Origin of the sequence: Erwinia sp. V90_4 (assembly GCF_029967685.1) — a bacterium.
GTDB lineage: Bacteria > Pseudomonadota > Gammaproteobacteria > Enterobacterales > Enterobacteriaceae > Erwinia > Erwinia aphidicola.
Map to the genome: position 1 here is coordinate 37,441 of NZ_JASCAQ010000044.1, position 26,530 is coordinate 63,970.

Annotated in this window: 24 protein-coding genes; 1 reads left to right on the top strand and 23 read right to left on the bottom strand. The window is 59.6% G+C overall.

The annotated features are described in order from the left end of the window. Positions 1-22: 22 nt before the first annotated feature. The 23 genes from tssG to QLG07_RS11280 form a co-directional block, all read right to left on the bottom strand. Positions 23-1,075 (bottom strand): type VI secretion system baseplate subunit TssG, encoded by a 1,053-nt coding sequence (gene tssG, locus QLG07_RS11170; protein ID WP_282469229.1) that lies wholly within the window; start codon positions 1,073-1,075, stop codon positions 23-25. Continuing rightward, entirely contained in the window at positions 1,072-2,946 is a 1,875-nt protein-coding gene (gene tssF, locus QLG07_RS11175) for a type VI secretion system baseplate subunit TssF (protein WP_282469230.1), read from the bottom strand. Before tssF ends, tssG begins: the two co-directional genes overlap by 4 nt. Positions 2,947-2,963: 17 nt before the next feature. Then, positions 2,964-3,530: a type VI secretion system baseplate subunit TssE gene (gene tssE / locus QLG07_RS11180; protein ID WP_099754723.1), complete on the bottom strand. Its 567-nt coding sequence runs from the start codon at positions 3,528-3,530 to the stop codon at positions 2,964-2,966. Next, entirely contained in the window at positions 3,527-4,354 is an 828-nt protein-coding gene (locus QLG07_RS11185) for a type VI secretion system accessory protein TagJ (RefSeq protein ID WP_282469231.1), read from the bottom strand. Before QLG07_RS11185 ends, tssE begins: the two co-directional genes overlap by 4 nt. A 9-nt stretch (positions 4,355-4,363) precedes the next feature. Further along, on the bottom strand, positions 4,364-5,359 hold the full coding sequence (locus QLG07_RS11190) for a hypothetical protein (RefSeq protein ID WP_048914731.1): 996 nt from the start codon (positions 5,357-5,359) through the stop codon (positions 4,364-4,366). A gap of 17 nt (positions 5,360-5,376) precedes the next feature. Next, positions 5,377-6,171, bottom strand: a complete 795-nt coding sequence (locus QLG07_RS11195; protein WP_133625125.1) for a protein phosphatase 2C domain-containing protein — start codon at positions 6,169-6,171, stop codon at positions 5,377-5,379. Further along, positions 6,171-8,042, bottom strand: coding sequence for a type VI secretion system-associated FHA domain protein TagH (gene tagH / locus QLG07_RS11200; protein WP_282469232.1), 1,872 nt, complete (start codon positions 8,040-8,042; stop codon positions 6,171-6,173). The genes QLG07_RS11195 and tagH overlap by 1 nt, the downstream gene beginning before the upstream one ends. Positions 8,043-8,472: 430 nt before the next feature. Further along, a complete protein-coding gene (locus QLG07_RS11205; protein WP_048914727.1) occupies positions 8,473-8,871 on the bottom strand; it encodes a lysozyme inhibitor LprI family protein in 399 nt (132 codons plus the stop codon). 11 nt (positions 8,872-8,882) lie between these two features. After that, entirely contained in the window at positions 8,883-9,764 is an 882-nt protein-coding gene (locus QLG07_RS11210; protein ID WP_048914726.1) for a peptidoglycan-binding protein, read from the bottom strand. 408 nt (positions 9,765-10,172) lie between these two features. Next, positions 10,173-10,655 carry a type VI secretion system tube protein Hcp gene (locus QLG07_RS11215; RefSeq protein WP_048914725.1) on the bottom strand — a complete coding sequence of 161 codons (483 nt, stop codon included), beginning with the start codon at positions 10,653-10,655 and terminating at the stop codon, positions 10,173-10,175. A 391-nt stretch (positions 10,656-11,046) separates the two neighbouring features. Then, on the bottom strand, positions 11,047-11,259 hold the full coding sequence (locus QLG07_RS11220) for a hypothetical protein (RefSeq protein WP_282469233.1): 213 nt from the start codon (positions 11,257-11,259) through the stop codon (positions 11,047-11,049). A gap of 174 nt (positions 11,260-11,433) precedes the next feature. Next, positions 11,434-12,933: a type VI secretion system contractile sheath large subunit gene (gene tssC / locus QLG07_RS11225; protein WP_048914724.1), complete on the bottom strand. Its 1,500-nt coding sequence runs from the start codon at positions 12,931-12,933 to the stop codon at positions 11,434-11,436. Between the two features lie 3 nt (positions 12,934-12,936). Then, a complete protein-coding gene (tssB, locus tag QLG07_RS11230) occupies positions 12,937-13,473 on the bottom strand; it encodes a type VI secretion system contractile sheath small subunit (protein ID WP_048914723.1) in 537 nt (178 codons plus the stop codon). A gap of 47 nt (positions 13,474-13,520) precedes the next feature. Continuing rightward, complete coding sequence (tssA, locus tag QLG07_RS11235) at positions 13,521-14,522, bottom strand: type VI secretion system protein TssA (RefSeq protein WP_282469234.1); 1,002 nt, start codon at positions 14,520-14,522, stop codon at positions 13,521-13,523. 8 nt (positions 14,523-14,530) lie between these two features. After that, a complete protein-coding gene (tagF, locus tag QLG07_RS11240; RefSeq protein ID WP_048914721.1) occupies positions 14,531-15,241 on the bottom strand; it encodes a type VI secretion system-associated protein TagF in 711 nt (236 codons plus the stop codon). A gap of 16 nt (positions 15,242-15,257) precedes the next feature. Continuing rightward, entirely contained in the window at positions 15,258-18,884 is a 3,627-nt protein-coding gene (gene tssM, locus QLG07_RS11245; protein ID WP_282469235.1) for a type VI secretion system membrane subunit TssM, read from the bottom strand. Next, entirely contained in the window at positions 18,884-20,125 is a 1,242-nt protein-coding gene (locus QLG07_RS11250; protein ID WP_048914719.1) for a DotU family type VI secretion system protein, read from the bottom strand. The genes tssM and QLG07_RS11250 overlap by 1 nt, the downstream gene beginning before the upstream one ends. Before the next feature lie 17 nt (positions 20,126-20,142). Further along, positions 20,143-21,486, bottom strand: a complete 1,344-nt coding sequence (gene tssK, locus QLG07_RS11255) for a type VI secretion system baseplate subunit TssK (protein ID WP_282469236.1) — start codon at positions 21,484-21,486, stop codon at positions 20,143-20,145. 23 nt (positions 21,487-21,509) lie between these two features. Further along, a complete protein-coding gene (gene tssJ, locus QLG07_RS11260) occupies positions 21,510-22,016 on the bottom strand; it encodes a type VI secretion system lipoprotein TssJ (RefSeq protein WP_282469237.1) in 507 nt (168 codons plus the stop codon). Positions 22,017-22,036: 20 nt separating this feature from the next. Beyond that, on the bottom strand, positions 22,037-22,534 hold the full coding sequence (locus tag QLG07_RS11265) for a hypothetical protein (RefSeq protein ID WP_062818463.1): 498 nt from the start codon (positions 22,532-22,534) through the stop codon (positions 22,037-22,039). A gap of 1,092 nt (positions 22,535-23,626) precedes the next feature. Continuing rightward, the gene (gene yjjG / locus QLG07_RS11270) at positions 23,627-24,307 is read right to left on the bottom strand and encodes a pyrimidine 5'-nucleotidase (protein WP_048914716.1); all 681 of its coding nucleotides are present in this window, start codon (positions 24,305-24,307) and stop codon (positions 23,627-23,629) included. Between the two features lie 44 nt (positions 24,308-24,351). After that, positions 24,352-24,792 (bottom strand): ribosomal protein S18-alanine N-acetyltransferase, encoded by a 441-nt coding sequence (gene rimI / locus QLG07_RS11275; RefSeq protein WP_048914715.1) that lies wholly within the window; start codon positions 24,790-24,792, stop codon positions 24,352-24,354. After that, positions 24,755-25,174, bottom strand: coding sequence for a DNA polymerase III subunit psi (locus tag QLG07_RS11280; RefSeq protein WP_048914714.1), 420 nt, complete (start codon positions 25,172-25,174; stop codon positions 24,755-24,757). Before QLG07_RS11280 ends, rimI begins: the two co-directional genes overlap by 38 nt. A gap of 107 nt (positions 25,175-25,281) precedes the next feature. Between QLG07_RS11280 and rsmC the strand changes: the two genes are divergently transcribed. Further along, the gene (rsmC, locus tag QLG07_RS11285; RefSeq protein ID WP_048914713.1) at positions 25,282-26,310 is read left to right on the top strand and encodes a 16S rRNA (guanine(1207)-N(2))-methyltransferase RsmC; all 1,029 of its coding nucleotides are present in this window, start codon (positions 25,282-25,284) and stop codon (positions 26,308-26,310) included. The last annotated feature ends 220 nt before the right edge of the window (positions 26,311-26,530 follow it).

The window sequence follows — 26,530 nt, forward strand, 5'->3', positions numbered from 1 at the left end:
GATTCTGCCCTTAAGCAATGGGTCAGCTGACGATCACTTCCTGCACTTCCGGGCTAAAGGTTAAGTCACTGCGCGGCTGCGGCGTCACGGGCTGGCCGAGCCAGCTGCTGTAGCCCAGCCGCCCGCTGCCGCCGAGGGTGATGCCCTGCACATCCGGCGCCGCCAGCGTCAGGCGCAGGTCCCAGACGTATTCGATGCCGAGATACTGGCGCACCCAGTCGCGCAGCTGCATGGCCCAGGGTTCGCCAGGCAGCAGGCGGTTGTACTTCTCCAGCGGCAGCGGCCCCAGCTCGATACGAAACTTATGCTGCACATCGCGCACCGCCACGCCGAGGAATGCCGACTCGCCGAGGCGCGGTTTACGCCGTCCGGCCCCGAGGCTGGCGCGCTCCCGCGGGTCAATCGGCTGCCAGTGCGGCACGTTCTCCACCAGCTTTACCGGCACGCGAAAATAGTGGCGCAGGACCTTCTCCAGCCCTTCGCCGTCGCGCCCCTGGCGCGCCAGATGCCCGGCAACGGCGAAGCGGGCGTGGTCGCTCAGGCTGCCTTTTTGCAGCTGGCCCGGCTGGCCCATGCCGATCAGGCTGGCGATGTACTGCTCAAAATGGCGCTGCCCGGCGCGATCCAGCGCCACGGTCGGCTGCGCATCGGCCCAGGCGCGGTAGAACAGCAGCGTCAGCCGGTGGTGAAACAGGTCGGCAAAGGCAGTGAAGCTGTGGTCCTGCTGGTGATAGATGCGCTCACGCGCGTACTCGGTCAGGTGAACCGGCAGCGGTCCGTTAGGGCCAAACAGCCCGAAGCTGTAGATCGACACCTCATGCAGCGGGCTGCCGTCGCGCGGCGTAACGCTGGCAATGGTCGAGGGAGCAAACGCCAGCGAGGGCAGCTGGCCGATGCGCAGCGGTTCATGGCGCGGCAGCGGCGCACGCCCCAGCGGATAACGCTCCCCGCCCTGTGCATCGATGCGCCGCAGCAGCTGGAACAGGTCGTAACGCCAGGGCGCGGCCTGCAGCGCGGGCCAGAAGTCGGCGGGCAGGCGCTTCAGGCGATGAATTTTTGCAGCCTGCGCGGTCATATCAGCGTCCTTTTACCCATGCGCGGCGCCCAGTAGCCGACCTCCCCACGCTGCTGGCTGTTGAGCGTTACTTCGGTGAAGGTGTTAATCGCTACCAGCCGTGAGAAAACCCGCTCCAGCACGCTGCCGAGCAGCCACGGGCTGGCGCCGGAAAATGCCTGTTCATCCACCTCCAGCTCAACGCTGATGCCGCGGGCGAACACAATCGGTCCCGGCTCCGGCACCCGGCGGAACACCGGCTTAAGCTGGCAGTGGCGAATGCCCTCAATCTGGCGCGCCACCGGGGCATCGGCCAGATTGGCATATAACCCAAGCATCTGGCGCAGCGCAGCGGCTCCCTGGCCGTTATCGCCGTCCATCAGGCTGAGGTAGTTCATCTGCAAATGGCTGATCAGCCGCCAGGCGATTTTGCCCTCGGCCAGCGCAGCACGCGGCGCCGTTGGCCCTTTGCGCAGCGTCAGCTGGCGGATCGGCACCGAGTCCGGCATCACAAAGTTGCCCTGCTGCTGCTGCAGCAGCAGCGGCAGGTCGCGGCTGGTACAGAGCACTTCCGCGCTGAGGTGGCGCAGATCTTCATGCCACGGCGCGTGCTGTTCATCCACCAGCGAGAGAAACACTTCCGAGCCGACATAGCCGGTGCGCGTGCCGTAGCGCTGCGCATGTTCCGACAGCGTGCGCTGCTCGCGGCGCAGCGAAAAGTAAGCGCCGTAGTTACCGCCGTCGTCGCTGAAGGTGCTCCAGAACGGGCGGAACAGCTGCTCCTCGCGCTGGTTGTCGCCGCTGGCGTACAGCTTCTGCACCGAGAAGATCTCGTAATCGAGCGGGCGGATGTTATCCACCACCAGGTGATACTCATGCACGCTGTCATTCAGCTTCTGGCGCTCTGCTACCTTCGGGAACAGGTTGATCACCGGGGTGCAGTGCAGCGCCAGGTGGCTGCGGTCAATCACCCGCTCCAGCGCCTCGCTGCTTTTATCCAGCAGCAGCACGATATCAAACTCACGCTCCCCTTCCCCTGCGCCCTGCAGCAGCGGGCGCAGCTGGCTGATGCTGATAAACTGGAAGCGCGCCGGAAAGGCAAAATACTCCTGCAGCAGGCGGTAGCCATCAAAGTTACGCAGGTCATCCGGCAGCAGCGCCTGTTCCGGTGCGAAGCCCTCCTGCTGCACCGCGCCATCATCCAGCAGCGTGCGGCGCGGGCTGGCCGTGACGCTCTGGCAGAAACCGCCCACGTAGTGCTGCATCACCAGCTCCAGCAGCTGCTGCGCCTGCATATCCGGCCCGCTGAGGAAGAACATCAGGCTGTCGAAGTTAAGGTGTGCCAGCGTCACCGCTTCATCACACTTCAGGCGGATGCGCAGCGCGCTTACCGCCCCCAGCTGGCTCAGCCCAAGCTGGCCGAGCGGGATATTGGCCGGAATGCCGCCCAGCTCGACCTGTTTTATCTCCAGCGGTTGCAGCATCACGTCGTGGGCGGTGGTATAGCTGCAGGTCACGCCGCTCTGCTTGAGGATCTGGCTGTCCATCATGGTGCCGCGCGGCACGCAGAATCCGCCGCTGATATCCCCCTTGCGGCTGTCCGGGTGCAGCTCGGCGATGGCCATCGACGGCGTCGGCGCGAGATAGTTCGGCGCGATCATCTCCAGCATGCGCTGGGAAAAACGCGGAAACTCGGCATCCATCTTCAGCTGTACGCGCGAGGTGAGAAAGGCGAAGCCCTCCATCAGCCGCTCAACGTAAGGGTCGGCCACTTCATCGCCGCGCATCCCCAGACGCCCGGCAACCTTGGGATAGCGCCCGGCAAACTCGGCCCCCATCTCACGCAGGTAGGCCAGTTCGCGGTTGTAGTAATCAAGCAGCTTGCTGTCCATGACAATGACCTTCTTTATTAACCGATATCTTTCAGTTCAAAGTGACCGTTTTCCAGATCCACATCGGTACGAAACAGGAATTCAAGCGGGTACGGCACGCACCACAGGCGGCCCTTAATCTCTATCGACAGCACGTTGTGCAGGTCGAGCGATCCGGTGTCGGAGACGCAGCGCACCTGCAGGCCGCCCGGCAGAATGCGCGGCTCAAAGTTGAGGATCGCCGCCGTCAGCTTGCGCTGGATATCCAGCCACTCAATGTCCGACATGCGCTGCCCGGCCAGCGGCGCGATACCAAAGTTCAGCGTGGAGCGTTTAACCTGCGGAAAGGGGTGCAGGTCCTGCTGGGCTTCGTTGTTGATGGTGTTAAACAACCACTGCAGGTCGCGCAGTACGTTACGGCGCAGCGAGCTGTGGGAGATCAACGTGTGGTAAGCCGCCTCCTGCTGCTTATCGGGCGCGTTATCGGTCAGGCGGTCGAGCAGCGAGGCCTGCATTTTGTCGCGCGCGCTTAAGCTTTCCTGCTGGCGCCGCTGGCGATAGCCGCCGTGCAGCAGGTCGTGCCCGTCTCCGCTGTGCTGGCTCATGATGCAGACTCCGCAGTGGCGAAGGTCAGCGTCTCCAGGTTCAGCAGCGGAAAGTCATCCTGCGCGCTGAGCCAGCTTTTTTGGCCGTGGCCGCTGAACTGCTGCTCACAGGCGCTCAGGGGCCGCCATTCGGTCAGCGATCCCAGCCGGTAACGGTCGTCGTCGTCCTGCGCCAGCGGGTAGCGCGCCGGGATCTGACACACCTGTTCGCTGCCGTCGATCAGCCGTACCAGCGTGTGGCGCCACACCAGGTCGGTGACGCTGGCCGGGGGCTGTAAACGCAGTTCGCTGATGGCGCTGAACGGCAGCCAGCTGTACTCACCGTTAACGATCAGCTCGCACAGCGGCCCGAGGCGACCATCGCCATCAATCAGCCAGTCAAAAGCGTGCGCCTGCTCCTCACCCTGGCGCTGCAGCTGGCCGGGATTAAGCGCGGCAGCGTCAAAGGCGGCGGCACGCAGCGCCTGGGCCTGCGCGTGGTCGCCACGATGATCGGCCCTCAGCGCCTGTAACAGCTGTTCTGCCCAGCTCCAGCCGTCGCCCGGCATGCGTGGGGAATCCTCGCCGCTGAACACCCGCGCCCGCTTCAGCTCACCGCCGATCGCCTGCTCCAGCAGCGTGACCGTCGGCTGCGCCTGCGGCTTCAGCGCCCGCCAGCTTTTCAGCTGGGTCAGCGCCCGGCTCCAGTTCCCCATCAGGCACAGCAGCTGGACGAAGCTGGCGCGCAGGTCAGCATCGGCGGGCTTCTGCTTGATCTGGCCTTCCACCTGCGCCAGCGTGTCATTCAGGGACTGTCCGGCCATCAGTTGTTGTAGAGAGTGCATGATCTTTCCTTAATGAAGCGTGCTGAATGCCCCGGCGGCCGGGTCCTGCAGCTGCGGATGCAGCGCGTCCACCAGTTTGATGGTCAGGTCGGTGCTGTTACTCAGGTACGGTGACCACAAATTGCGTATCTCATTCAGGCGCTTTTGCAGCAGCGCTTTATCCGCCGCGTCCTGCGCGCTGATCTGGACTACCAGCTCGCCGCGGGCCTGGAAACCGTTCAGCTCCGGCGCGTAGGGCACCACCATCCAGCTGCCGGGCTGTTTCTCATCGCTCAGCACCATGCGCTGGTTGTTGACCGTCAGTATCTGCAGCGCGTGGGCTGGCGCTCTGTTATTCAGGCCAGCCACCGGGAAGCCCTGTAGGAAGCTCATGCGCTGGCTTTTGCTGGCGCCGTGCCCGACGAGGGTGATCTGCCCCGATCCGCTCAGCCAGCCATCAGCACCGCAGCTGACGCCGCCTTTGGCCGGAACGAACAGTGCACTGGTCTGGCTGCCGCCGCGCCACCAGGTGCGGAAGTGGCAGCCGTCCATCAGGCTGAACTGCATCCACGGCGTGGTATCGGCGGGTGGGGAGAGATCTTCTGCCGCTGGGGCCGTGGGCGCCACTTCGGCCGGCGGTGTCGCCGCAGCCACGGCAGGTGCTGCGGGCGCCTCCGGCGTCACCACGGGAACCCACTCCTGCGCTTTGCTGGCGCTGCCCTGCGCCAGTTTGGCTCCGGCGCTATCGTTCATCTGCCAGTGGATCTGGCTGAGCGAAGCGCACTGGCTCTGTAACAGGCTGGCGACGCGCGGCAGGAAATCATCCAGCAGCGCCGGATCTTTCTTGCCGTTGGCGACGATGCGCAGCGGCAGTTCGCGCGCGCACCAGCTTTGCGGACTGTTGCTTTTAACGTTGTCGATCCAGATATCCAGCTTGAGCGAGCGGGACTGCACAATCTGATAGTCCTGCGCCCAGGCGCTGGACGCGAGCAGGAGTGAGAGAGCACCTGACAGCCAATATTTCATAACATCCATTTCCTGTTTCAATCACGCAGCGGAATAAACTGCGCCGCTTCCGACAGCGAGTGCAGCAGCGTTGTGTCCTGCGGCTCCCCGACCCAGACGGCCACGGCGCTGTAGTTATCCTGGCTGCCCTCCGACTGTTGTTCGTTTTTCTTAATCATCTGCTGCATCAGCGTCAGCCACTCGTCCGGCGTGTTGACCATATGCAGTGACTGCTGCATATGGTGCTGGGAAACGCCGTGCCAGAAGCCGTCGGTACACAGCAGAAACGCGTCGCCATCTTCAATCGGCACCACGTCGCTGTAGCTGGCATCGCGATCTTCATCGCCCATGCCGAGGGCAAAATAGAGCAGGTTGCCGTTGATCCCTTCGGTCTGATGCCCGGCATCCTTCATCTGCTGCACCAGGCTGTGATCGGTGGTGACGTGGTAGAGATAACCGCGGCGGAACAGATACAGGCGGCTGTCCCCGGCGTGCGCCCAGTAAGCCAGCTCGTAGTCACGGTCGATAAACAGGCTGACCAGCGTGGTGCCCATGCGGTGATAGTCCGGTTCGCTTTTCTGCTGCTGGCGGATAGCGCCGTTGGCACCGTTGACGTACTCGCGGATCAGCTGGGCATTCAGATGCTGCTGCCCGTCAAAGCGCTGCATAATGGTGTTACGCGCCACGCTGGCGGCGATATCGCCCCCCGGCAGGCCCGCAACGCCATCGCACACCACAAAGCAGGCCGAGCGCTCACCGACGATCTCGCCGATCTGATCCTGATTGCTGGCGCGTTCACCCTGGTTCGACATTGAGGCAATGGTGATATTCATCATTCTTCCGATCTGATCTGAGAGTCTTTGTACTGGTTCACTTCCATGTCGTAGGCGTGGAGGAAGGCTTCGCCAAACAGCGTGTGGAAGTCGTCTTCTATCTCACCGGCGGTTTCGCCATAGCGTTTGGTGAAGTGATCCCACAGCGCGGCCTTGCGGCTGCTGGGCAGTGACAGGCGCGAGGTGGCTCCCTCTGCCCGCGCTTCTTCTTCCAGCTGCTGCGGGTTGAACGACTGCAGCATGGAGGCGATCAGCGCGCGGATCCCGGCGATCATCCCCAGCTGGTGCGCCTGCAGATCCACCAGCGCATCGCGCACCGACTGCTTCGGCGGCATAAAACCGGGCATGCGGCTGCCAAACATCTGCATCAGCACCGACTTACCGGAAGGCAGCAGCTTGAACGGGTTGTTGGCCTCATCGAGGATCACCGTCATTTCCGCTTTCACCCCGCGCTTGAGGATCGAACGCGACGACAGCAGCGCCACGGTGCCCTGCGAGAACATGCTCAGCATCTGCCCCAGCTCCTGGATGGAGTCGTGGTCAAAACGCGGCGTCGGCTGCAGGTCCTGCAAACCCATGCCGCCGATCAGCGCGTTGAGCAGCTCGCCATCCAGCGTTTCACCGCCCGCTGCGGCGCTGCTCTGCTGGCTGCTGTTGGCGACCGGGTCAATGCGCAGGCGGCCTTTTGGCACCGGGGCGCTCTGGCGCACCATCGCCTGCGGGGTCGGCAGCGTAATGCCGCTGTAGTCCGGCGGCGGCGGTGCGGGTGCGGCATCGACAGGCTCATCAAACAGCGGCGAGCTGGCAAACCCGGCGTTGTCAGGCTGCTGGCTGGCGTCAGCGCCAAACAGCGAGAAGTCGCTGTCGAGCGGCGGCAGCGGGTCGTCGGCTGGCGCGCTTTGCGCGTCGTGCGCTTCGGGCTGGGCGGCGGCTTCAGGCTGCACGTGCGGCGGCGGCGGCGGCGGCGTAATTATCGGCGCGCTCTGCTGGCCAGGCTCCTCATCCAGCGGCGCCAGCGGCACGGCGCTACCCATCATCAGGCCCAGCGGGTCGTCGCTGTTAACCTGCGCCGGGCTGCTGCCGGCGCCAAACAGTGCCAGCGGGTCCTGCTCATCCTGCGGCTTGCTGTCCGGCAGCGGGCTTTTAGCACCGGGCTGCTGGAACAGCGTGCTCGGGGTGCTGTCATCGAAGATGCTTTCCTGCTTGAACAGCGGGTCAGGCTCGAACAGGCTCTCCGGCGTCTGCTGGCGGCGATCGAAGTTGAGCGGCTCGCTGCCCTGCCCCAGCTGCGCCAGCGGGTCGGCCGGGTTACGCTCTGCGGCAGCGGGCGCGGTGAGCGGGTTGGCATAGCTCTCTGCACTTTTATTCTGCCGGCGGCTGGAGAGGTTGTCAGAGATGGAGAACTCCTGCGCCAGGCTGTCCCAGATCTCGCTGGGAATGGCGGCAGTCTGCGCGGCCTGTTTTGCCAGCGGGGCAGCGGCAGGCGCCGCAGCTGCACTTTGCGGGCGCGCAGCCGTCGGGGCCACCGTTGGCTGCACCAGCGGGCGTGCTACCTCGCCCAGCTCGCTGACCTGCAGGCGATAGTCATCAATGCCCAGCACATCGCCATCCTGCAGCTCCACCTGACGGCCGCGCTCCAGCGGGATATCGTTGAGCAGCACGCGCGTCACGTTGCCACGGTTGGTGATACGGCACTCACCGTCGGCGCTGATGTGCACAATCGCCTGCAGCCGCGAGATGGTGCGATCGTCGTCCGGCAGCACCAGGTTATTGTCAACGCCACGGCCAATCGTGCCGCCGGGTGGCAAGAAATCGCAGCTGCTCTGCGGCGGCTGATGACCCTGTTTGGTGGTTATAATCGTAAATCGCATAAGATGTTCCTGCTCAGGTGTATTCGGCATCTGCACTGCGCCCGTCTCGGCAGGGAAACTAAAACGGGCGAAATTCAGGTAGCGGTGGGCGCGGGGAAATCAGTTTTTGAGAATGTTATCTAGCTGCTTAATGCGTTTCATGCGGGTCACATTCGGCTGTAGTTAGCTGACGAACATTTTTCAGCGGAAGTAGCGGCATTAATAACGCCGCACTTAATCAATAATAAAAAATATTTTTCTTTCCTGTCTGACAGCTTAATTACCTGTTATCGCCGCTGAAGCGAACGATCAGGCTTTTCCTATAAGGTTTAATACCAGCAGGCTTTGCCGCTATGAATAACGCAGGAACCATAATCGTGAGAGTGTCTTTCAGAAGTTTTTTATTGCCGGGCAGCCATAAATCGCATTATGCCTGCCCGGATTGGATTGATTAGTAAGGCATCTCACCAAACTGGGCGATGCGCTGTTTATTCATTCTGATGATACAGTTGTTAGCTGCGGTTTTGTTTGCAGAGCTGCCCTCTTCGGCGACCAAGGACTCCATTTTGCATTGATTCTCTCTAAATTTTACCCATGCGCGCTGTCCATCCAGTAAAGCCAACTGCAGGGGCTTTTCATAGCTTGCGTCATTACTGTATGCAGCGGTGATTTTTTTCTTTGCTTCGCCATACGCTTTATTAAGCGCTACCTCTGACTCGTCTTTATTCTTCTGGACACAATCATAAACACCACCCGTTGAATCCATCTTAGAACAATCCTGCTCTGCCAGCGCCGCAAAGCTGGAAAATGATAATGACAACAGGGCGACAGATAATAACTTCTTATTCATAAACAATCCTTTCAGCGATTTCTTTTCAAAAAACCTACGCGATTTCGTCCACCCTCATACTGCGATAATTCAGGTGTGGTTTCAATGTAGTTAATGAGTGTATCGATATCATTAGACATACATTTCTTCATGGTATTTTCACTTTTGAAGCCCTGATAAACGAAATCCACGGTCAGGGCTCGCACGGCGGGCTTGAGGTTTTCCCAAGTCGGTCTTTGCGGGATATTCGCCGTACGTAAATCATAAAAATGGTGGGCCGTCTCAACATAACGTGGATAGATCAGTTCGAAAAGGCGGACTTGCATTTGATGAGTGATAGTTCCAATTGCGGCACGATTGTCCCTGACAAATGCTTTAGCAGCGGCCCCGCTCTTGCCATGCGACTTCGCTATCTGCTGAGCCTGAGCCAGTGGCACGCCCGCCTGCGTCAGGTCGCTGATAATGCTCGACTCTGAACGCATCTTCATGTCATAGCCTCGCCCAATAGTGACTCCGGAATCATCGCTTGGACAGTGAATATGGCGGCTGAAGTTGTTTCGGCTGGGGTTATCGCCCCCCTCCGCATCGAATGTCACCTGCCCGGCACTGACGGTCAGCGTCCCTGAGGTGGCGGGCGTGTTAGCCGGTGGCGTTGAGCGCGCAGGCGGTGCGACACGCCCCGGTGCGTTACCCCGAATCAGATAACTGTAACTTTTACCATTTGCATCAATCACCCCATCCGGCCGGGCCATAAAACGCGACTGAAAGTCTTTAATCGCTTGAATGGTTTTCGGGCCAATGCGGCCATCATCTCGGATCTGCGGGAAGCCATTGCGCTGAAGCAGCTGCTGAACTTGTTTAACGTCGCCGAAATGGTTTTTACCACCCTGGCCGACTGAAGCCATAATAGCCATTTACTCTCCTCACGTTACTGTTTCAATTGCGGGGGGAATCCCTGTAAATCGGCTGGTATCCTGGCAGCCTGAGGCATCATGGATTATCCAGCACGTATCAGACACATGGCTCACCGACTAGATGCCTTTCATCTCTCTGATTATTCTTAGTCTTTACCTGTTATCACGGCATACAGAGGTTAAGTCACAATAACGAGCCGTCTTCTAAATCATCTTAGTCACTGAGCATTTGTCTGATTTATGGTCAACTGAAATACTAAACAGCCGGCGCTGGACCTGGTGGCCGCCATGTTTTTCCAAAACGTCGACCCGATCCTGCCCCGGTTGTTCACTCTACCCGATTAAATACTCGATGCGTTGCCGTGAAACTTTTCGGAGATGCCCACCCATAGCGAGTGGGCAGTAGCATTACGCTTCTTTGTTTTCTTTGATATTCCAGCCAGCGCTGCTCTCAGCGCCTTTACCACCGGAAGTGCTCTGCTCCCAGTACTGCTGTTTCACTTTCGCCGCCTGGAAGGCATAGGTCACACCCAGCGTGTCATCATGCTCTGAACCCACAAACTGAACGCTGGTCACCAACACGTCTTCCAGCGTAATGCGGGTATATTCAACCTGAGTACCACCCGCTTTGCAGACAGACACTTCTACTTTTGCTACGTGCTTACCGCTGGCGCAGTTCTTCAGCAGTGCAGTAACGGCTTTATCAATTTTTGCATTGATGTGCAGGTCATTAAAGTTCACTTTACCGGCACCGCCACCACCCCCCACAGACATGTTGCCCGGCTGAGAAGCACCCCAGGAGAATGAATCAATATCGATCCAGCCAGTGTGATTAGAATCTTTTGATTCGCCAGTCACACCGTCAACCTTCATATACATATCAATAGCCATGGTTATCTACTCTCATTAGTTAAAGTTTTTGCTTTTACCCTGCTTCCTTCAGGAAACCTTTGGGTATAGATAAAGCACTGATATGGCAAACAGGAAAGCAATGGGGCTGAATAAAACAGTCCATATTTCACCTCTGCCTTGCTTCTGAATATCACTGAATGGATATGTCAGAGGAGATAGCTATTAATAACCCATAGTAGTTAATAGCTAAATTTTCTTATCCCAGCAGCATCGTGTACAACACGGGAAATTAAAAATGAAATTGTCATTTACTCTACCATGTTGGAATCTGTCAAGGATTAATGACTTATGCCATTGGGTTATTGACTTATACCACCCTCAACCTTCACTTAACTTTTTGGAAAGTCTTCTTTAATAGCGCAACAGGCGTTCAATCTTTTAACCTAAGCTTTTCACCAATAGCGTAGGCAATTACTGATACGGTGATTAATAAAACAAAAATCACCGTATGAATAAAATTATCCAACGCACTGACATTCCAATCAAACCAGAATAAATAATATCCCAGTGAGCTAAAAAGCAATAAGCCTGAAAGAGAAATAATCAAATTAGCAGTTAACCACTTAACAATTCGTTTAAACATTCAAAAACCTCGAAAACATCATTATGAGATCACTGCTAATCTAATGATTAATGCACTTCATTCAACTCTATGATTCGCATAGCGTTAATCCTTCGCAGACTCTTTGAAGCAATGCTTTTTAAAGGGTTAACAACCCGGTGGCACCCAACGGCCACCGGTACATTCAGCGTAGACTTACGCGTCGTTCGACTTCAGCGATGGCAGTTTGGATACCAGGCGCAGCGACACGGTCAGGCCTTCCAGCTGGTAGTGCGGGCGCAGGAAGAACTTCGCGGCGTAGTAGCCCGGGTTGTCTTCAATCTCTTCCACCTGCACTTCGGCGGAGGCCAGCGGCTTACGCGACTTGGTCTCCTGCGAGGAGTTAGCCGGGTCGCCGTCGACGTAGTTCATCACCCAGTCGTTCAGCCAGCGCTCCATCTCATCACGCTCGCGGAAGGAGCCGATCTTGTCGCGCACGATGCACTTCAGGTAGTGCGCAAAGCGGCAGCAGGCGAACAGGTACGGCAGGCGCGCGGCCAGACGGGCATTGGCAGTGGCATCGGGATCGTGGTACTCCGCCGGTTTCTGCAGCGACTGTGCGCCAATAAAGGCGGCAAAGTCGGAGTTCTTGCGGTGAACCAGCGGCATAAAGCCGTTCTTCGCCAGCTCGGCTTCGCGACGGTCGCTGATGGCGATCTCGGTCGGGCACTTCATGTCCACGCCGCCGTCGTCGCTCGGGAAAGTGTGGCACGGCAGGTTTTCCACTGCGCCGCCGGACTCCACGCCGCGAATCGAGGTACACCAGCCGAAGTCCTTGAACGAACGGTTGATGTTGGCCGCCATCGCGTAAGCGGCGTTAGTCCAGGTGTAGTTGCCGTGATTCGCGCCGTCGGTCTCTTCCTCAAAGTCGAAGCTGTCCACCGGGTTGGTACGGATGCCGTAAGGCAGGCGCGACAGGAAGCGCGGCATCACCAGGCCGAGGTAGCGCGCATCTTCCGACTCGCGCAGGCTGCGCCATGCGGCGTACTCGGTGTTCTGGAAGATCTTGGTCAGGTCGCGCGGGTTTGCCAGCTCCTGCCAGGACTCCATCTGCATCACCCCCGGCGCGGTACCGGTGATAAACGGGCAGTGGGCGGCCGCGCCAATGCGGGCCATCTCGCTCAGCAGCTCAACATCCTGCGGGCCGTGGTCGAAGTAGTAGTCGCCGACCAGGCAGCCAAACGGCTCGCCGCCGAACTGGCCATACTCTTCTTCGTAGACTTTCTTGAAGATTGGGCTCTGGTCCCAGCCCACGCCTTTATAGCGCTTAAGGGTGCGGCCCAGCTCCTGCTTGGAGATGCTCATAAAGCGGATTTTCAGCATCTCGTCGGTTTCGGTGTTGTTCACCAGGTAGCTCAGACCGCGCCACGCCCCTTCCAGCTTCTGGAAATCGTCGTGATGGATAATCTGGTTCACCTGCTTTGACAGCTTCTCGTCGATCTCGGCGATCAGTGCCTGAATGGTGCGATAAGCATCGTTGGAGACGGTAACGGTGTTCTCCAGCGCCTGCTGCGCCAGAGTTTTGACCGCGCTCTCGACGGCATTACGCGCCTGATCGCTTTTCGGGCGGAACTCTTTGTTCAGCAGCGCGCTGAACTCGTCCTGGCTCCAGGCCTGCTGCTCCTGCGCCAGCGACTGCTGGGATGGGTTGCTCATCAGTTACTCCTCTTTAGCGCTGCTGTCCGCTGCGGCATCGTCTGATTTCGGCAGGTGGCTGAGGGATTGCAGCAGCGTGGGATCCTGCAGGATTTTGGCGATCAGCTCTTCCGCACCGTTTTTGCCGTCCATATAGGTCAGCAGGTTAGAGAGCTGGGTGCGCGCTTCCAGCATCTGGTTGAGCGGCTCGACCTTGCGCGCCACCGCGTCCGGCGAGAAGTCTTCCATGCTGTTGAAGGTCAGGTCGATGTTCAGACGCCCTTCCCCGGTCAGGGTGTTATCAGCCTGGAACGCCACGCGCGGTTTCAGCGACTTCATGCGCTCGTCGAAGTTATCGATATCGATCTCAAGGAACTTGCGCTCGTCCACGCCCGGCTGAGCGTCGACGGGTTTACCGACCAGGTCGGCCATCACGCCCATGATAAAAGGCAGTTCGATTTTGCGTTCTGCGCCGTAGATCTCCACGTCGTACTCGATCTGTACGCGGGGCGCGCGATTACGGGCAATGAATTTCTGCCCACTGGATTTACTGACTGGCATGGTGTTCTCCATTGGATGTGCGCGTACAAAATATTGCGCCGCAAGCGTTAGCTATCGCGACGCCCGAAAAGAGTTTCCAGCTGATGCACGCCGTCCGGCGCGAGGTCGCGGATGATCTCCATAAAGTCCAGCTCGACCATACGCTGCACCCGCTCAATCATCAGCGGCGCCGGGTGGCTGGGTTCGTGCCGGACAAAATAGTGTTTCACCTTCTCCAGCATCAGCTGCGCATCGGCGCGTGAGCTGAGCTGCACCGTGCGCCAGTCGGCGGACTGCGGCGCGCTCTTAGGCGTTGGCTCAGCGGCGCTGCTGCTGGCAGGCGGTGGGATCAGGCTGCTGAGATCGGTGCTCTGACAGGCGGCGGCCACCGTGTTGACGGTTTTCAGCAGCTGCTCCATCTCCGGCAGGCCGCCGTTGCCCAGCTGCTCGGTGACGGTTTCACGAATGGTCAGCAGGCGTTCGGCTATCAGCACCACCGCTTCAGGGCCGGGACCGCCGCGCGCCAGCTCATCCTGCAGGCGGGTTAAACCGCCGGGATAGCCGGGGCAGTCGGTCTTGCTGCCGTCGAGCAGCGAACAGGCATCGCGCAGGCTGATCTCGTCGGACGCATGGCGTATCAGCGCGGCCTGGCGCAGGGCGGTGCTGAGCGCCGATTTATCACTCAGCGCCGCCAGCGCGTTAACGCGGTAGAACGGGTCGTGCTGCCCGTCCTCTTCCAGCAGCGGCCAGAGCGGCTCCCAGTAGAGCAGCAGCGCCTGCTGCACCAGCAGCAGGCCGTTGGCATAGCCGCGCAGCCCTTTCAGCTGGGTCCAGGCGCGGGTCAGCGCCAGCATCACGCGCAGATCTTTACTGCGCTCCAGCAGGCTGAGGGCCAGCTGCTCGACTTTGTTCCAGTCGGCGGGTTCCGCCGGGATGATGGTGTCGCCAAACTGCTGCTCGGCTTTACCGGCGCAGGCCTGCTCCATCGCCATATAGTCGGCGTCATATTCGAGGTTTTCGCCGCAGGGCTGCTCGCTGCTGACAGGGGTAAGAAGCGCATCGATATTCATCGGATTTCCTATTCAAACATCGGCGGATAAAGGCCGTTCCGACCGGGTTTGGCACCCGCCGCCGGGTCGAACAGCATCGTAAACAGCTGGCTGGTGAAGTTGCCGCTGTGCAGATGGGTGTAGAGCGGGTAACCGTCGGTGCGGTTGGTCCACCAGAAGCTGGTGTACTGCTGCGGGCTGAAGCAGTCCGCCACCTGTGACCAGCCGAGGGTGTTCTCTTCCGCCGGCTGACCAATCACCGCCAGAATGCCGGAGGTGTCTAAGTGTTCGGGCTGCGGCGGTGCCGGGATGGTCAGCAATACCTGGTCAAGCTGTTCGGCGGAGTAGCCGTTGCGCACCGCGTGCAGCAGCGTGCGCCCGAGCTGCTGATACCACTCCCCCGCCAGCGCCAGCTGCTGCGCCGACCACTGCGCCGGATTGAAGCTCAGTAGCGCGCACAGCGGGTAGCGGCGCCCCACGCTGTCTTTACCCGGCAGCAGGCAGCCCATCTGCACCTGCTGGCTGCCCAGCATCGGCGGCACCACGAAGTTCCATACCGGGGCATTGGCAAACTGACGGCGGCTCTCTGAGGGCTGCTCCTCACCGTTCTGCCAGTTAAGCAGGCCAACCTGGAACCAGTGGCTCCACTGGTTAAACAGCACATCGGGAAAGCGGCGCTTAAGAAAATCTCCGGCGCTGGGCAATTTGCCGTACCAGCTAATCACGGGCGTCTGGCTCATTCTCTTCTCCTCACGGCTACGGGCACGAGAACCCGGGAAGCTGGAACGGATTGCGGATACTGTTCGGGGTGAACTCAAGCGTCACACGGTGACCATCGACATTAAAGGTGGCCTGGCGGCTCAGGCTGCTGCTGCCTGCGCTCTGCTGGGCGCGGTCAAAGAAGCGGTTCAGCGCCCAGGAGCCGTTGGTCACCAGCGTCGAGGTGGTGCCGTTGGCCAGCCCGAGCTGCATACGCACCTGATTGGTGCCGCCGCTGCCCGGCCAGCTCATCAGCTGTACCGCCTGCGGGCCGTGGCTGTAGCGCAGCAGCTGACCGTCAACGTCCAGCGTCAGGGTGAGAATGTCGTTATCCATCCGCACCGTGCGCACCGTCACGCGGAATGACGGCGTGGTAGAGCCGTTGGCAAAGAAGGCGTCGCGAATACTCTGCGCCTGCTGGAACGGGCGCAGAATACTCTCGCCGCCCGGCAGGGTTTTGCCATCAATGCCTGGCGTAAAGCGCCACGCCGACTGGGTGGTATCCACCTTGTTGGCCAGGTTATCGCGGAAGAAACTGTCCATCAGGCCGCTGCCCGGAGCGAACATGCGCGCCAGATCGTCCGGGGTGACTTCACTGCGCCCGGAACGCACCAGCGGATAACGCCCGGCTATCGCCTGGCGGCAAAAGCCGCCGACTTCGACGTTGATGCGTTTACGCACGTTGTCGAGGTCACGGCGCTGGGTGTCGCTGCTGGCGCCAACCGCCATACTGGTAAACATGTTTTGCAGCGAGCCGGGCAGCCTGCCCGCACTGGCCTGCAGGTGGCTGATCGCCTCACCCGCCGGCGGTGGCATGCCGCTGTTGGCGGCGTCCTGCACCGCCGTCAGGTAGCGATACAGGTCGTCAATCTGCTTAAGGAAGTCGTCGAAGGCGATGGTTTTACCCCCCTCTTCCAGCGGATCGGCCAGCTCAATAATCGGCGCGAAGTGGTTAGCCACTGCCTGCTCCGGCGTCTGCTGTACCGCCGCGCCGGGGCTGTTCTGGCGCGAGCGGAACAGCGCCTGCAGTGTCCGCGTGGCGCTGTTATCGCTGACGCTGTCGGCGGGCTTAGCGGCTTTGTCATCGCCCTGCGGGACTTTTTCCAGCACCAGATAGTGGCTGAGGTTAATCACCAGCTTGCGCAGCGGCGAGCTGCTGCTGGAGAGCAGCCGTGCGCTGTTGATGCGCTGCGCCAGGTCGGCGCTGCCGTTGAGCTGGATATCCTGCAGCAGCCCGTCCCACTGGCGAATATAGTCGCTGATATAGAGCTGGCGCACCGCCGCATCGGTCTGCTGCTGCGTCTCGCCCTGTACCTGACCGCCGAGCACCCACTGGTCATCGTCATGCAGCGCTTTGGTCACCGCAGCGATGTTTTTGTCGAAGCTGTTCCAGTAACCGTCCGGGGTGTACAGCCCCGGGAGGGTGTCAGCAATCGAGCGCCCGCTCTTGCGCGAAAACACCAGCTCGCTCTGCGGCCCGCCGAGCGAAGCCAGCGACACCGCCCGTAAGCTGTCATCACGTTCCAGCAGGCGCTTCAGGCGTCCGTAGACGCGCTGCGACAGCGGCATCTGATTAATCAGCGCCTGCTCGCGCTTTACCAGCGCATCATCCCGGGCATACGGCGAGGCCTGAATCTGGTTCCCCAGCAGCTGGCTGAGATGCCACTCCAGCTGCTTCACCTGCGCCTGAGTGACGTTTTGCGGCAGAGTGCGCTGGATATTCAGCATCAGCCAGGCGTGCAGGAATTTGCCGTCGTAGTGTTTCGGTTGATACAGCATCTGATAGGCTTTCAGCGCTTCATAGCTGTAGTCGGCATCGCTGCCGTTGTCGTTACGCAGCCAGGTGGTAATCAGCTGCGCCACCTGCGGCATCAGCATCTGCTGCAGCGCTTTCTGGTACAGCGCCTGGGTGGCATCGCTGACTTCCGCGCCGCGATACAGCCCCATGCGGCGGGTCAGCGGCGGTGAGTTAAGGTCAAACTCGTCGCTCTCCGGCAGGTGCAGCACGCTATTAAGGAACGGCAGCAGCGCAAAGAGATCGCGCGGGTCGCTGCCCTGCAGCGCCGTGCTCTGGCGCGCCACTTCCGGCACCCGCGCCTGGACTTGCTGCAGGTAGCTTTTGTTGTTGCCGTAGCTGGTGAACCACAGCAGCGAGGCCACCACCAGCACGGCGGCCAGAGCGATATAGCCGGACCACAGCAGCGCGCGGTTGCGCAGCTCCCACCAGCGGTTGCTGCCCGCCAGACCGGCCTCAGCAAACACCACTTTTTGCAGCATATCCTTCAGGAAGAAGCTCTGACCTTTGTTGCCGGGGATCGGCGCCTCTTTACTGACCTGCTGCCAGCTGCCCTGAACGCCGCTGTCATCCTGCGGCAGCTGCATGGCGCGGTTCAGTTCGCCCATCACGCGGTCAAACGGCAGCCCCTCTTGAGTGCCGCTGGCGAAATAGATGCCGCGCGGCGAGAACTGGGTTTCAAAGTTGGAGCGGGCAAACACGGTGTCGAGGTAGTCGGCCAGCAGCGGGCGCAGCGCGGCGAACTCCTGCGGGAAGAGGAAACTTTCCGCGCGTGCTTTGGCATCGCTCTCCTGCAGTAGCGTGTCCGGCAGCCCGGCGTCCAGCCGCTGCTGCAGCAGGGCGAACTCCTGAGTGAAGGCCGCCATCAGATCGAAGTCGGCCAGCCGGGCTTTATCCCACGGGAAGGTGAAGCCCCAGATCTGCTCGCGCTGCGCCTTATCGAATTTGGCGAAATAAGCGCGGAAGCCCTTCAGCAGGTCCGCTTTGGTCACCAGGACATAGACCGGGAAGCGAATACCAAGCTGTTCGTGCAGCTCCATCAGGCGCTGGCGCAGCGCCACCGCCTGCTGCTGCGACGCCTCCGCCGACTGGGTCAGCAGGTCGGAGATGCTGACGGTGACGATCACGCCGTTGATCGGCTGGCGGCCGCGATATTTGCGCAGCAGGCCGATAAAGCCCTGCCACTCGCTGGCGTCCTGCTGCTGCTGACTCTCCTGGGTGGTGTAGCGCCCGGCAGTATCCAGCAGCACCGCTTCGTTGGTGAACCACCAGTCGCAGTTGCGCGTGCCGCCAATGCCGCGCAGCGCGGACTTACCAAAGCGGTCGGCCAGCGGGAACTGCAGGCCGGAGTTAACCAGCGCGGTGGTTTTACCCGCCCCGGGCGCGCCGATAATCACATACCACGGCAGCTGGTAAAGATACTGACGGCTGAAGCGCTGCGCCCAGAACGGCGAGCGGCCGCTGGCGTGAGAGAAGTGCGCTTTTTTCAGCAGCTCGGAGGCTTCGTTAAAGCGCTCCGCCAGCACCCGGTCTTCGCTGGTCAGACGCGGGCTCTCCCCCTCTGGCGACTCCCCCGGCGTGGTTTTCAGGCTGCCCATCAGCTTACGGTTCAGCCAGCTGTTATAGAGGCGCGGCACCACGTTGCCCAGTGCCCACACCAGGTAGAGCAGTCCAATACTGATCTGGCGGTTGACTTCCGGCTCCAGCGGGCGTGAATCGACAATCGAAAACACCGGGCCAATCACCCAGATAATAAACGACAGCGCGGTGATACCAACAAAGCCCCACAGCAGGCGGTTGGTTAAGACGGCAAACAGAATATTCAGCATCAGTGAGTTCCTTGCACCTGGCCGTTAAGCTGGGCCTGGGTATTTCCCGGTGCCACCAGCAGGGTGATCTCGACCCGGCGATTGCGCGCGCGGTTAGCGGCGCTGTTGTTCGGCGCGATGGGGTTGCTCTCCCCACGCCCTTCCGCTTTGACGCGCTGCGGCTGGGAGAGATGCTGCTGCAGCTGTTCGGTGACCGACTGCGCGCGCGCCAGCGACAGTTCATAATTCGAGGCAAAACGGGCGCTGCGGATTGGCACATTGTCGCTGTAGCCCACCACCAGAATGCGCCCGCTGACGTTGTTCATCGCTGCCGCGATGCGGTTGAGCACGCTGGCGTAGCCGTCGCTCACCGAGGTGGCCGCCGAGCTGAACAGGCCATCACCTTTTAGCGTCACCACGCTGCGGTCGGCTTCGTCACGCACCGACACCAGCCCCTGTTCGATCTCCGGGCGCAGGAAGGTTTTCAGGTCCAGCGCGGCAGGCGGCGCTGGCGCCGGATCGTGGATAGTGACTTCCGGCAGCGCGGTCTGATAAACCGAGGCCAGCACCGGGCTGGTGTAATCCCCAAGACGCCAGTTGAGCAGGATGTAGAGCAGGCAGGCGAGGAAACCCACCACGGCGGTGCAGGCCCAGAGCGGCACCACCGGGCGCCAAAGCTTGCGCGTCACCGGGTGATCTTCCGGGTGGACCGACAGCGGCGGCGCATAGCTGCCGCGCACTGAGCGGATCATCTGCAGCAGGCGCTGCTTGATGGTTTCCAGCTGCGAGCGGCCGTTATCCATGACCCGGTAACGTCCTTCGAAGCCCATCTGCAGGCAGAAGTTAATCAGCTCCAGCAGCGCAATCTGTTCACGCGGCGTCTGCGACAGGCGTGCCAGCAGCTGGAAGAATTTCTCCCCGCCCCAGGTTTCATTGTGAAATGTCACCAGCAGGCCGCTGCCCGGCCAGACGCCGCGCCCACCCCACGGAGTGAGCGCGGCGGCTTCATCCAGCGCGGTGCACAGGCAGTAACGGGCGCCGATAATCGCTTCATACGGCAGCCCGGCGCGCTGGCAGTTCATCTCAAACTGGCGGATCTCATCGATCAGGCGCTGGCGTAAACCGGCGGGATCGGGGTGGGAAACCGAATGGCGGATTTGCGGGATAGCATTCAGCAGCGGATTGGCCGCCGCCACCAGCGGGTTATGGCTGTTGGCCCCGGAAACCCAGGCTTGCGCATCAGCGTGTCGTTCCTGTTTCATGGTGATTCATTCCCTGCTCAGACGGCGTGACTGCGGATTGCCCAGAATTCCATCTCCAGCCCCGGGAACTCCCCGGCGAGATGCAGGGCAAAGGCCCCGGACTTCTCCATCTCTTTCCATAACTCCCCGCCCTTCTCCAGCTGGAAGTAGTTGTAACCGGCGTGCCAGGGGATTTGCGGCGGTGCGGTCGGCATCGCGCGCAGCACCATGCCCGGCAGCTGCAGCTGCACCAGATCGCGAATTTTGGTCACCGGGGCGACTTTCATCTGCGCCGGGAAGTGGGTTTGCAGCGCGTCGGCCGGTACGTTAGCGCGCACCGCCAGCACGAAGCCAAACTCGCGCACCATTGACGCTTCGGTAATCGTCGCCACGTTAAGGCCGTGGGAGCGCTCGGTCAGCGGCAGCTGGATGGCATTCTCTTCCATCACCTGCGACAGCCCCTGGCGCAGCAGCAGCGTCAGTTGCCCGAAGCAGCCTGCCAAATCGTCGTGGTTATACACCGGCAGCGTATTGTGCGGCCCGCGCTGCGGCGTCCAGCTGGTGAGCTCGCTGGCAAAGGCCAGCCAGTGCTGGAACAGCGCTTCCGGGTGCAGCAGCGGCAGATTTTTAACATGGCTGATGTGGCCCAGCTGCTGGTTGATCAGTGCCAGCAGCATAAAGTCGACCATATCAGCGGTATTGAAGCGCCCGGACTGCTGCAGGCGCTGGCCGATCTGCTGGCTGCGCTGCTCCAGCAGGCCGTGAATATCGCCGACATATTCGTACAGCAGCGGCTGGCTGATGGCGTTAAGCATCGGCGGGATATAGCTGCTGTCGAGGCGCAGCTGGCTGTCGCTGCGCTTTTCGCTGACCCGCGCCACGCCAATCGCCGTCCATTCCGCGGTCAGTTCGCTCTCCAGCATTAACCGCAGGCGCAGGCGCCCGAACTGCACGGCCGCCTGCCCGACCGAGATGGCGTTGAAATCATCGACTTCGCGTTCGAAGCTGATAAAGCGCGCCAGGGAATCCCCCGCTTCGCTGAAAATCACCTCTTCGCGCCCGCCGCGCCGTACCGGCAGTGCCAGCACCACTTTCACGTTGGTTTGGTTGTCCGGAATGCTTAGCGGGGGCGGCGACTGGCGCGCATCGCGAAACGAGAAGGCGGTGCCATCCGGCAGCAGCCCGCTGGCGGAGACCAGCGCCACTTTGCCCTGGCGCAGCATCGCCTCGTCGAATTCGATATCGTGCAGCCCCCACAGATAGGGGCGCTGTGCCAGGCCCCAGTCACGCAGGGTGCTGTGCAGGTGGCTTTCAGACTGCTGGAAATGGTGCGGGCGCAGGAACATGCCTTCGGTCCAGACCACTTTTTCTGCTTTGCTCATGTTGGCTCCTGTCTCCGGCGCTGTCAGTTTTTCACCACGCGGATGCCGCTGATATCCGCAATGACTTCGGCATGCAGCTCATCGTCCGACCCCTTCCAGACCTGATAAAAACGGCTGTCTGAAGGCTGCGGTAACGGCAGGGAGAGACGCCATCTCTTGCCATCCAGCGCCTGGTATTCCGCCATGATGGCGATGTAGCGCGCGCCAGGGTTGTTCTGCCCGACGATTTTTTTATTGGTTTGGCCCGGCATCAGGAAGAACTGCTCGCTGTCCAGCAGGTTGGTACCCAGCACGCTCTGCGCGTTGTTTTGCAGAGAGTAAAAATCAGCCGACATGAAATCCGCATCGGAATTCAGCCACAGCACGCGCACTTTCAGCGGTGCCGACTGGTTAATTTGCGGATGCGCCTGGAACAGCAGGCTGTATTGCGTGGGTGTGTCTCGTGAAGATGAACCGCAGCCGGCCAGCAGTGCCAGCGCGGTGAGGCAAAGCACCTGAAGGCTCAGGCGCCAAATATTCAGTCTGTTCATAATCGGGCGACCATTAACGATTAATCGATGATCCAGGTTCCGCTGTTGCTGCTCTGGCACGCTTTGCTATCGCCATCCACCGCAACGCAGGTTTTTTTCGCCGGAGCGCGCACGCGCTTACGGCGCTGATCGGCCTTTATCGTTTTGTCGTAAATGTCGCTTTTCACACCGGCTCGCAGCGGCACGTAGCCCAGCAGCTGCTCCTGCCCGCTTTCGGCAATTGCCAGCCAGTTATTCTCTACGGTTCCCAGCACGGTGAAGCTCTGCGCGTTATCCAGGTTACGCACCAGCTTGCCGCCAAAGTCAGGTCGGCTCATCACTGAGGCGCCGTACAGCGCACGGTACTCTTCGTTGACGGGCGTGAAGCTCTGCGGCGGAGTGATAGCGTGGCGATAGCTCAGCTTCACCCCATCGACAGTACTGGAAACAATCGTGTCATCCGTCATTGGCGGCGGTGGTGCTTTGCATCCGGCAACGCTCAACACAAACAGCAGGCTTAATGCGATACGAATTTTCACCATGATCCTCATACGTTTCTCAAAATGACAGGGACGGGCAGATATGCCCGCAGAACAGCACCAAAAAAAGACAGCAGTACAGATTTAACCAGCAGGAAGGGGCAGCGTGCCGGGCATTTGCCAGCGAAGCGCTGCTGAGCCAGGCAAGAATCAAGTCACCAGGATTTATCCGCTGCTTCCTGCAGGCGAGATTGATCAAAAGCTCACATCAGACAAGATTACTGATTCACTTAAGCGATACATCAATAACCCGAGAGTGATAACGGTACCACCCAGGATCATTGATTAATTTGCAGCGATTATAAAAGTAAAAATCAATAGGTTACGATTAGAACAGATTAGACCAGATAGCTTCCATTACGCTTATAATTCGGAAACTTATGGCTACAGCTCCAAATGAAGCCAAAAATGGATTGTAAAGCACCACAGGCGGCAACAATCCTTACCACACCAGCGAACAACCATAATTACGATCAATAACATAAAGTTACAAAGAGTGGTCGCGCTGGAATTTGGCTATAGCTACCGCATGAGGCTGACAAAAGTCATCTCAAAAAGGTAATGGGAAGTATTTATTTGTAAATTTCACGATAAGTTTACAGACAACATTCAACAATTCAACGTGCTTAATCCACTTAAGCTATGATTAGTTTTGCTTAACTATCAATGTTAAGACAAATATCACTCAATTTCAGAAGTTGCTTAGGATTAATCCTAGAAATTCTTATTGATTATTTATCAAATCGCGTAATTGACGTGCAAAATTGTGAAATACCCGAAACAAAAAATTTTTAAAAAAACTGTTTATGCCGGTACTAAATGAGACGCAGTTAGCGCCCGGCCACAATGAGATTGGGGTATCAGACTTAAATCCTGGTTCTGTGCCACAAGGCAGTAAATGAGAGTAATAACCACTACGAAGGCAGCAGAAAGCTCTAATTTGGCTGGTTAAGACAAATTTAAGGATGGGCGTTCACTGGCTATAAGTATCTCAAAAATGGAGAGAATTTCGCCCTCGAGGGGGCAGAGAAGGGGCAAATAGGGACATCACCCGCGGCCAATCAGGACAATCAGCCGCAGGCAGCCGGGGGGTTAAAGACCCAGCAGACGTTGTAGTTCGTTCAGAGAAGTCACCTGCCAGGTCGGCGCAATGCCTTCCGGCAGGCTGCGGCCATCGGCATTCAGCCAGCAGGTCGCCATGCCGGCGTTGATGCCACCAAGAATATCGGAATCCGGGTTGTCACCCACCATCAGCACGCGCTCGCGCGGCGGGTTGCCCATCTGGTTCAGAGCATAATCAAAGATTGCCGGGTGCGGTTTGGCGTGGCCGACCTGTTCGGAGATCACCAGCAGATCGAAGTAGCCGAGGAAGCCGGTACGCTCCAGACGCGCCTGCTGCAGTGCGGTAAAGCCGTTGGTGATAATCCCCATCTTCACCCTCCCCTTCAGCGCGTTGAGTAACTCAACGGCACCCGGCAGCGGCGTGCAGATCTCGGCCATCGCCGTCAGGAAACCGCTGTTAAGATGGTGCGCGGTGACGTTCAGCCTGCTGGCCCAGCCTTCGAATCGACGCTGCTGCAGCTGCAGTGCGCTGATAGCGCCGTTCTGGTAGTCGACCCACAGCGGCTTGTTGATCGCCTGGTAGTCGTCGTAGTCCGCCTTGTTGAACTGCACATCGTACTGCTGAAACAGACGCTGCAAGCCGGCGAACGCATCAAAGTGGAACAGCGTTTCGTCAGCGTCAAAAAGAATCCAGTCACGGTTTTGTAGCATTGGAGCATTCCTTACTTACTTGAAGGTCAGGCGTAATGTGTCATTTATATCGTGAGGGCCATCATGATCGCGTCTTCTTTACCGTCCCTGGTTGGATAATAGTTACGGCGGATCGAGACCTCGTTGAAATCCAGCTGCTCATAGAGCGCGATAGCAGCAGCGTTTGAGGCGCGCACTTCCAGCCACAGCGTCATCACCCCGCGCTGCTCCAGCTCGCCGATCAGATGCCGTAACAGCTCCCGCCCGAGGCCACGGCGCTGAAAGGCCGGGTCCACCGCCAGGTTAAACAGCGTCGCTTCATCCAGCACCACCTGCGTAATGGCGAAGGCTGCCAGCACGCCGTCGACGCGCAGGGCAAAATTCAGATAGCGCTCGCCCTGATTGCTGGCTAGTGTCTTTTCTGTCCAGGGGAAAGCGTGGCTACGCTGCTCAATGGCAAACGCCGGCTCAAGGTCTTGCGTGGTGAGTAAAGAAATCTGATTCATGTTGGCAAATTTGCAGCCAGAGCGCCCGTTTGGCGTCGGCATTGTGATAAAGCTCCGCCAGCACTGGCGAAGCGATTTGAGTTCCGGCTAAGGCCACCGGGGCGTCCAGCCCTAAACGCCAGCTGTTACAGCGGGCGTCATCCGGCAACATCGCCAGCTGGTCGGGAGTGAGTAATTGCACCTGCGGTGCCTGCAGGTTCAGGGCGCGCAGCACGTCCGCCACCAGCGGATCCTGCAGGACGGGCGGGGTATCCGCCACAATCACCAGGCGGGTTTCAGCGGGTAACGTCACCGCAATCTCCCCCTGCAGGGCGCGCGGACGCCGCAGCGTATACTGCGTTATGCCCATTTGCTGTAATAACCAGTCACGTCTGGAAGACATCTTTTTTTCCTGTCTGGTCGCCCGTTTGCGCGCCTATGCTAGCAAACCCGATGATTAAGAGCCAACAAACGACTATAATCCCCGCTCTGAAATTAAAGGAGCCATCGATGTCCGCATTTACCCCGGCCAGTGAAGTGATACTGCGCCACAGTGATGAATTTACTGAACGCCGCGTGCTGTTTGCTGGCGACCTGCAGGATGACCTGCCCGCCCAACTGGATACCGCGCTCAGCCGGGTACATACCCAGCAGTATCATCACTGGCAGATCCTCAGCCGCGCCCTGGGAGAAAATGCCCATTATGGCCTCGTCGCCACGGCCGACATGGTCGCCGACTGCAATACGCTGGTGTACTACTGGCCGAAGAACAAGCCGGAAGCGCAGTTCCAGCTGCAAAACCTGCTGGCGCTGCTGCCGGTGGGTAGCGATGTTTTCGTCATCGGTGAAAACCGCAGCGGCGTGCGCAGCGCCGAGCAGATGCTGGAAGGCTGGTGTTCACTTGAGAAAATCGACAGCGCGCGCCGCTGCGGTCTGTATCACGGCCAGCTGGAGAAACAGCCAGCGTTCGACGTCGATACCTTCTGGGACGAATACCCGCTGGGCGACCTGACGGTGAAAACCCTGCCGGGGGTGTTCAGCCGCGACGGTCTGGACATCGGTAGCCAGCTGCTGCTCTCCACCCTCAAGCCGCATATGAAAGGCAAAGTGCTGGATATGGGCTGCGGCGCCGGGGTGCTCTCCGCGATGATCGCCAGCTTCTCGCCAAAAGTGCGCCTGACGCTGACCGATGTCAACGCGGCGGCGATTGAAGCCAGTAAAGCCACGCTGGCAGCCAACCAGCTGGAAGGCGAAGTGTTCGCCAGTAATGTTTACTCCGACATCCCCGGCCGCTTCGATATGATCATCTCTAACCCGCCATTCCACGATGGCGTGCAGACCAGCCTGGATGCGGCACAGACGCTGATCCGCGGGGCCATCACCCACCTGAACACCGGCGGTGAGCTGCGCATTGTCGCCAACGCCTTCCTGCCTTATCCGCAGGTGCTGGACGAAACCTTCGGCAGCCACGAAGTGCTGCTACAGAATGGCCGTTTCAAAGTGTACCGCGCCGTTAAAGGCCGCCCACCTAAGAAATAGTACGCCGCAATCCGTAGGGTCGGGCATGCCCGACCCGCTTCAAACGTTACGGCAGCGCTGTTTTTCCAGGCTGTTGTTTCAACAATAAGAAATAACTGTTGACGTCCCTGGTAAAATCTCTAGAATGCGCCTCCGTGGTTGCGATATAACGTTGTTATGTTGCGGGTATGCGAAGGTGGCGGAATTGGTAGACGCGCTAGCTTCAGGTGTTAGTGTCTTA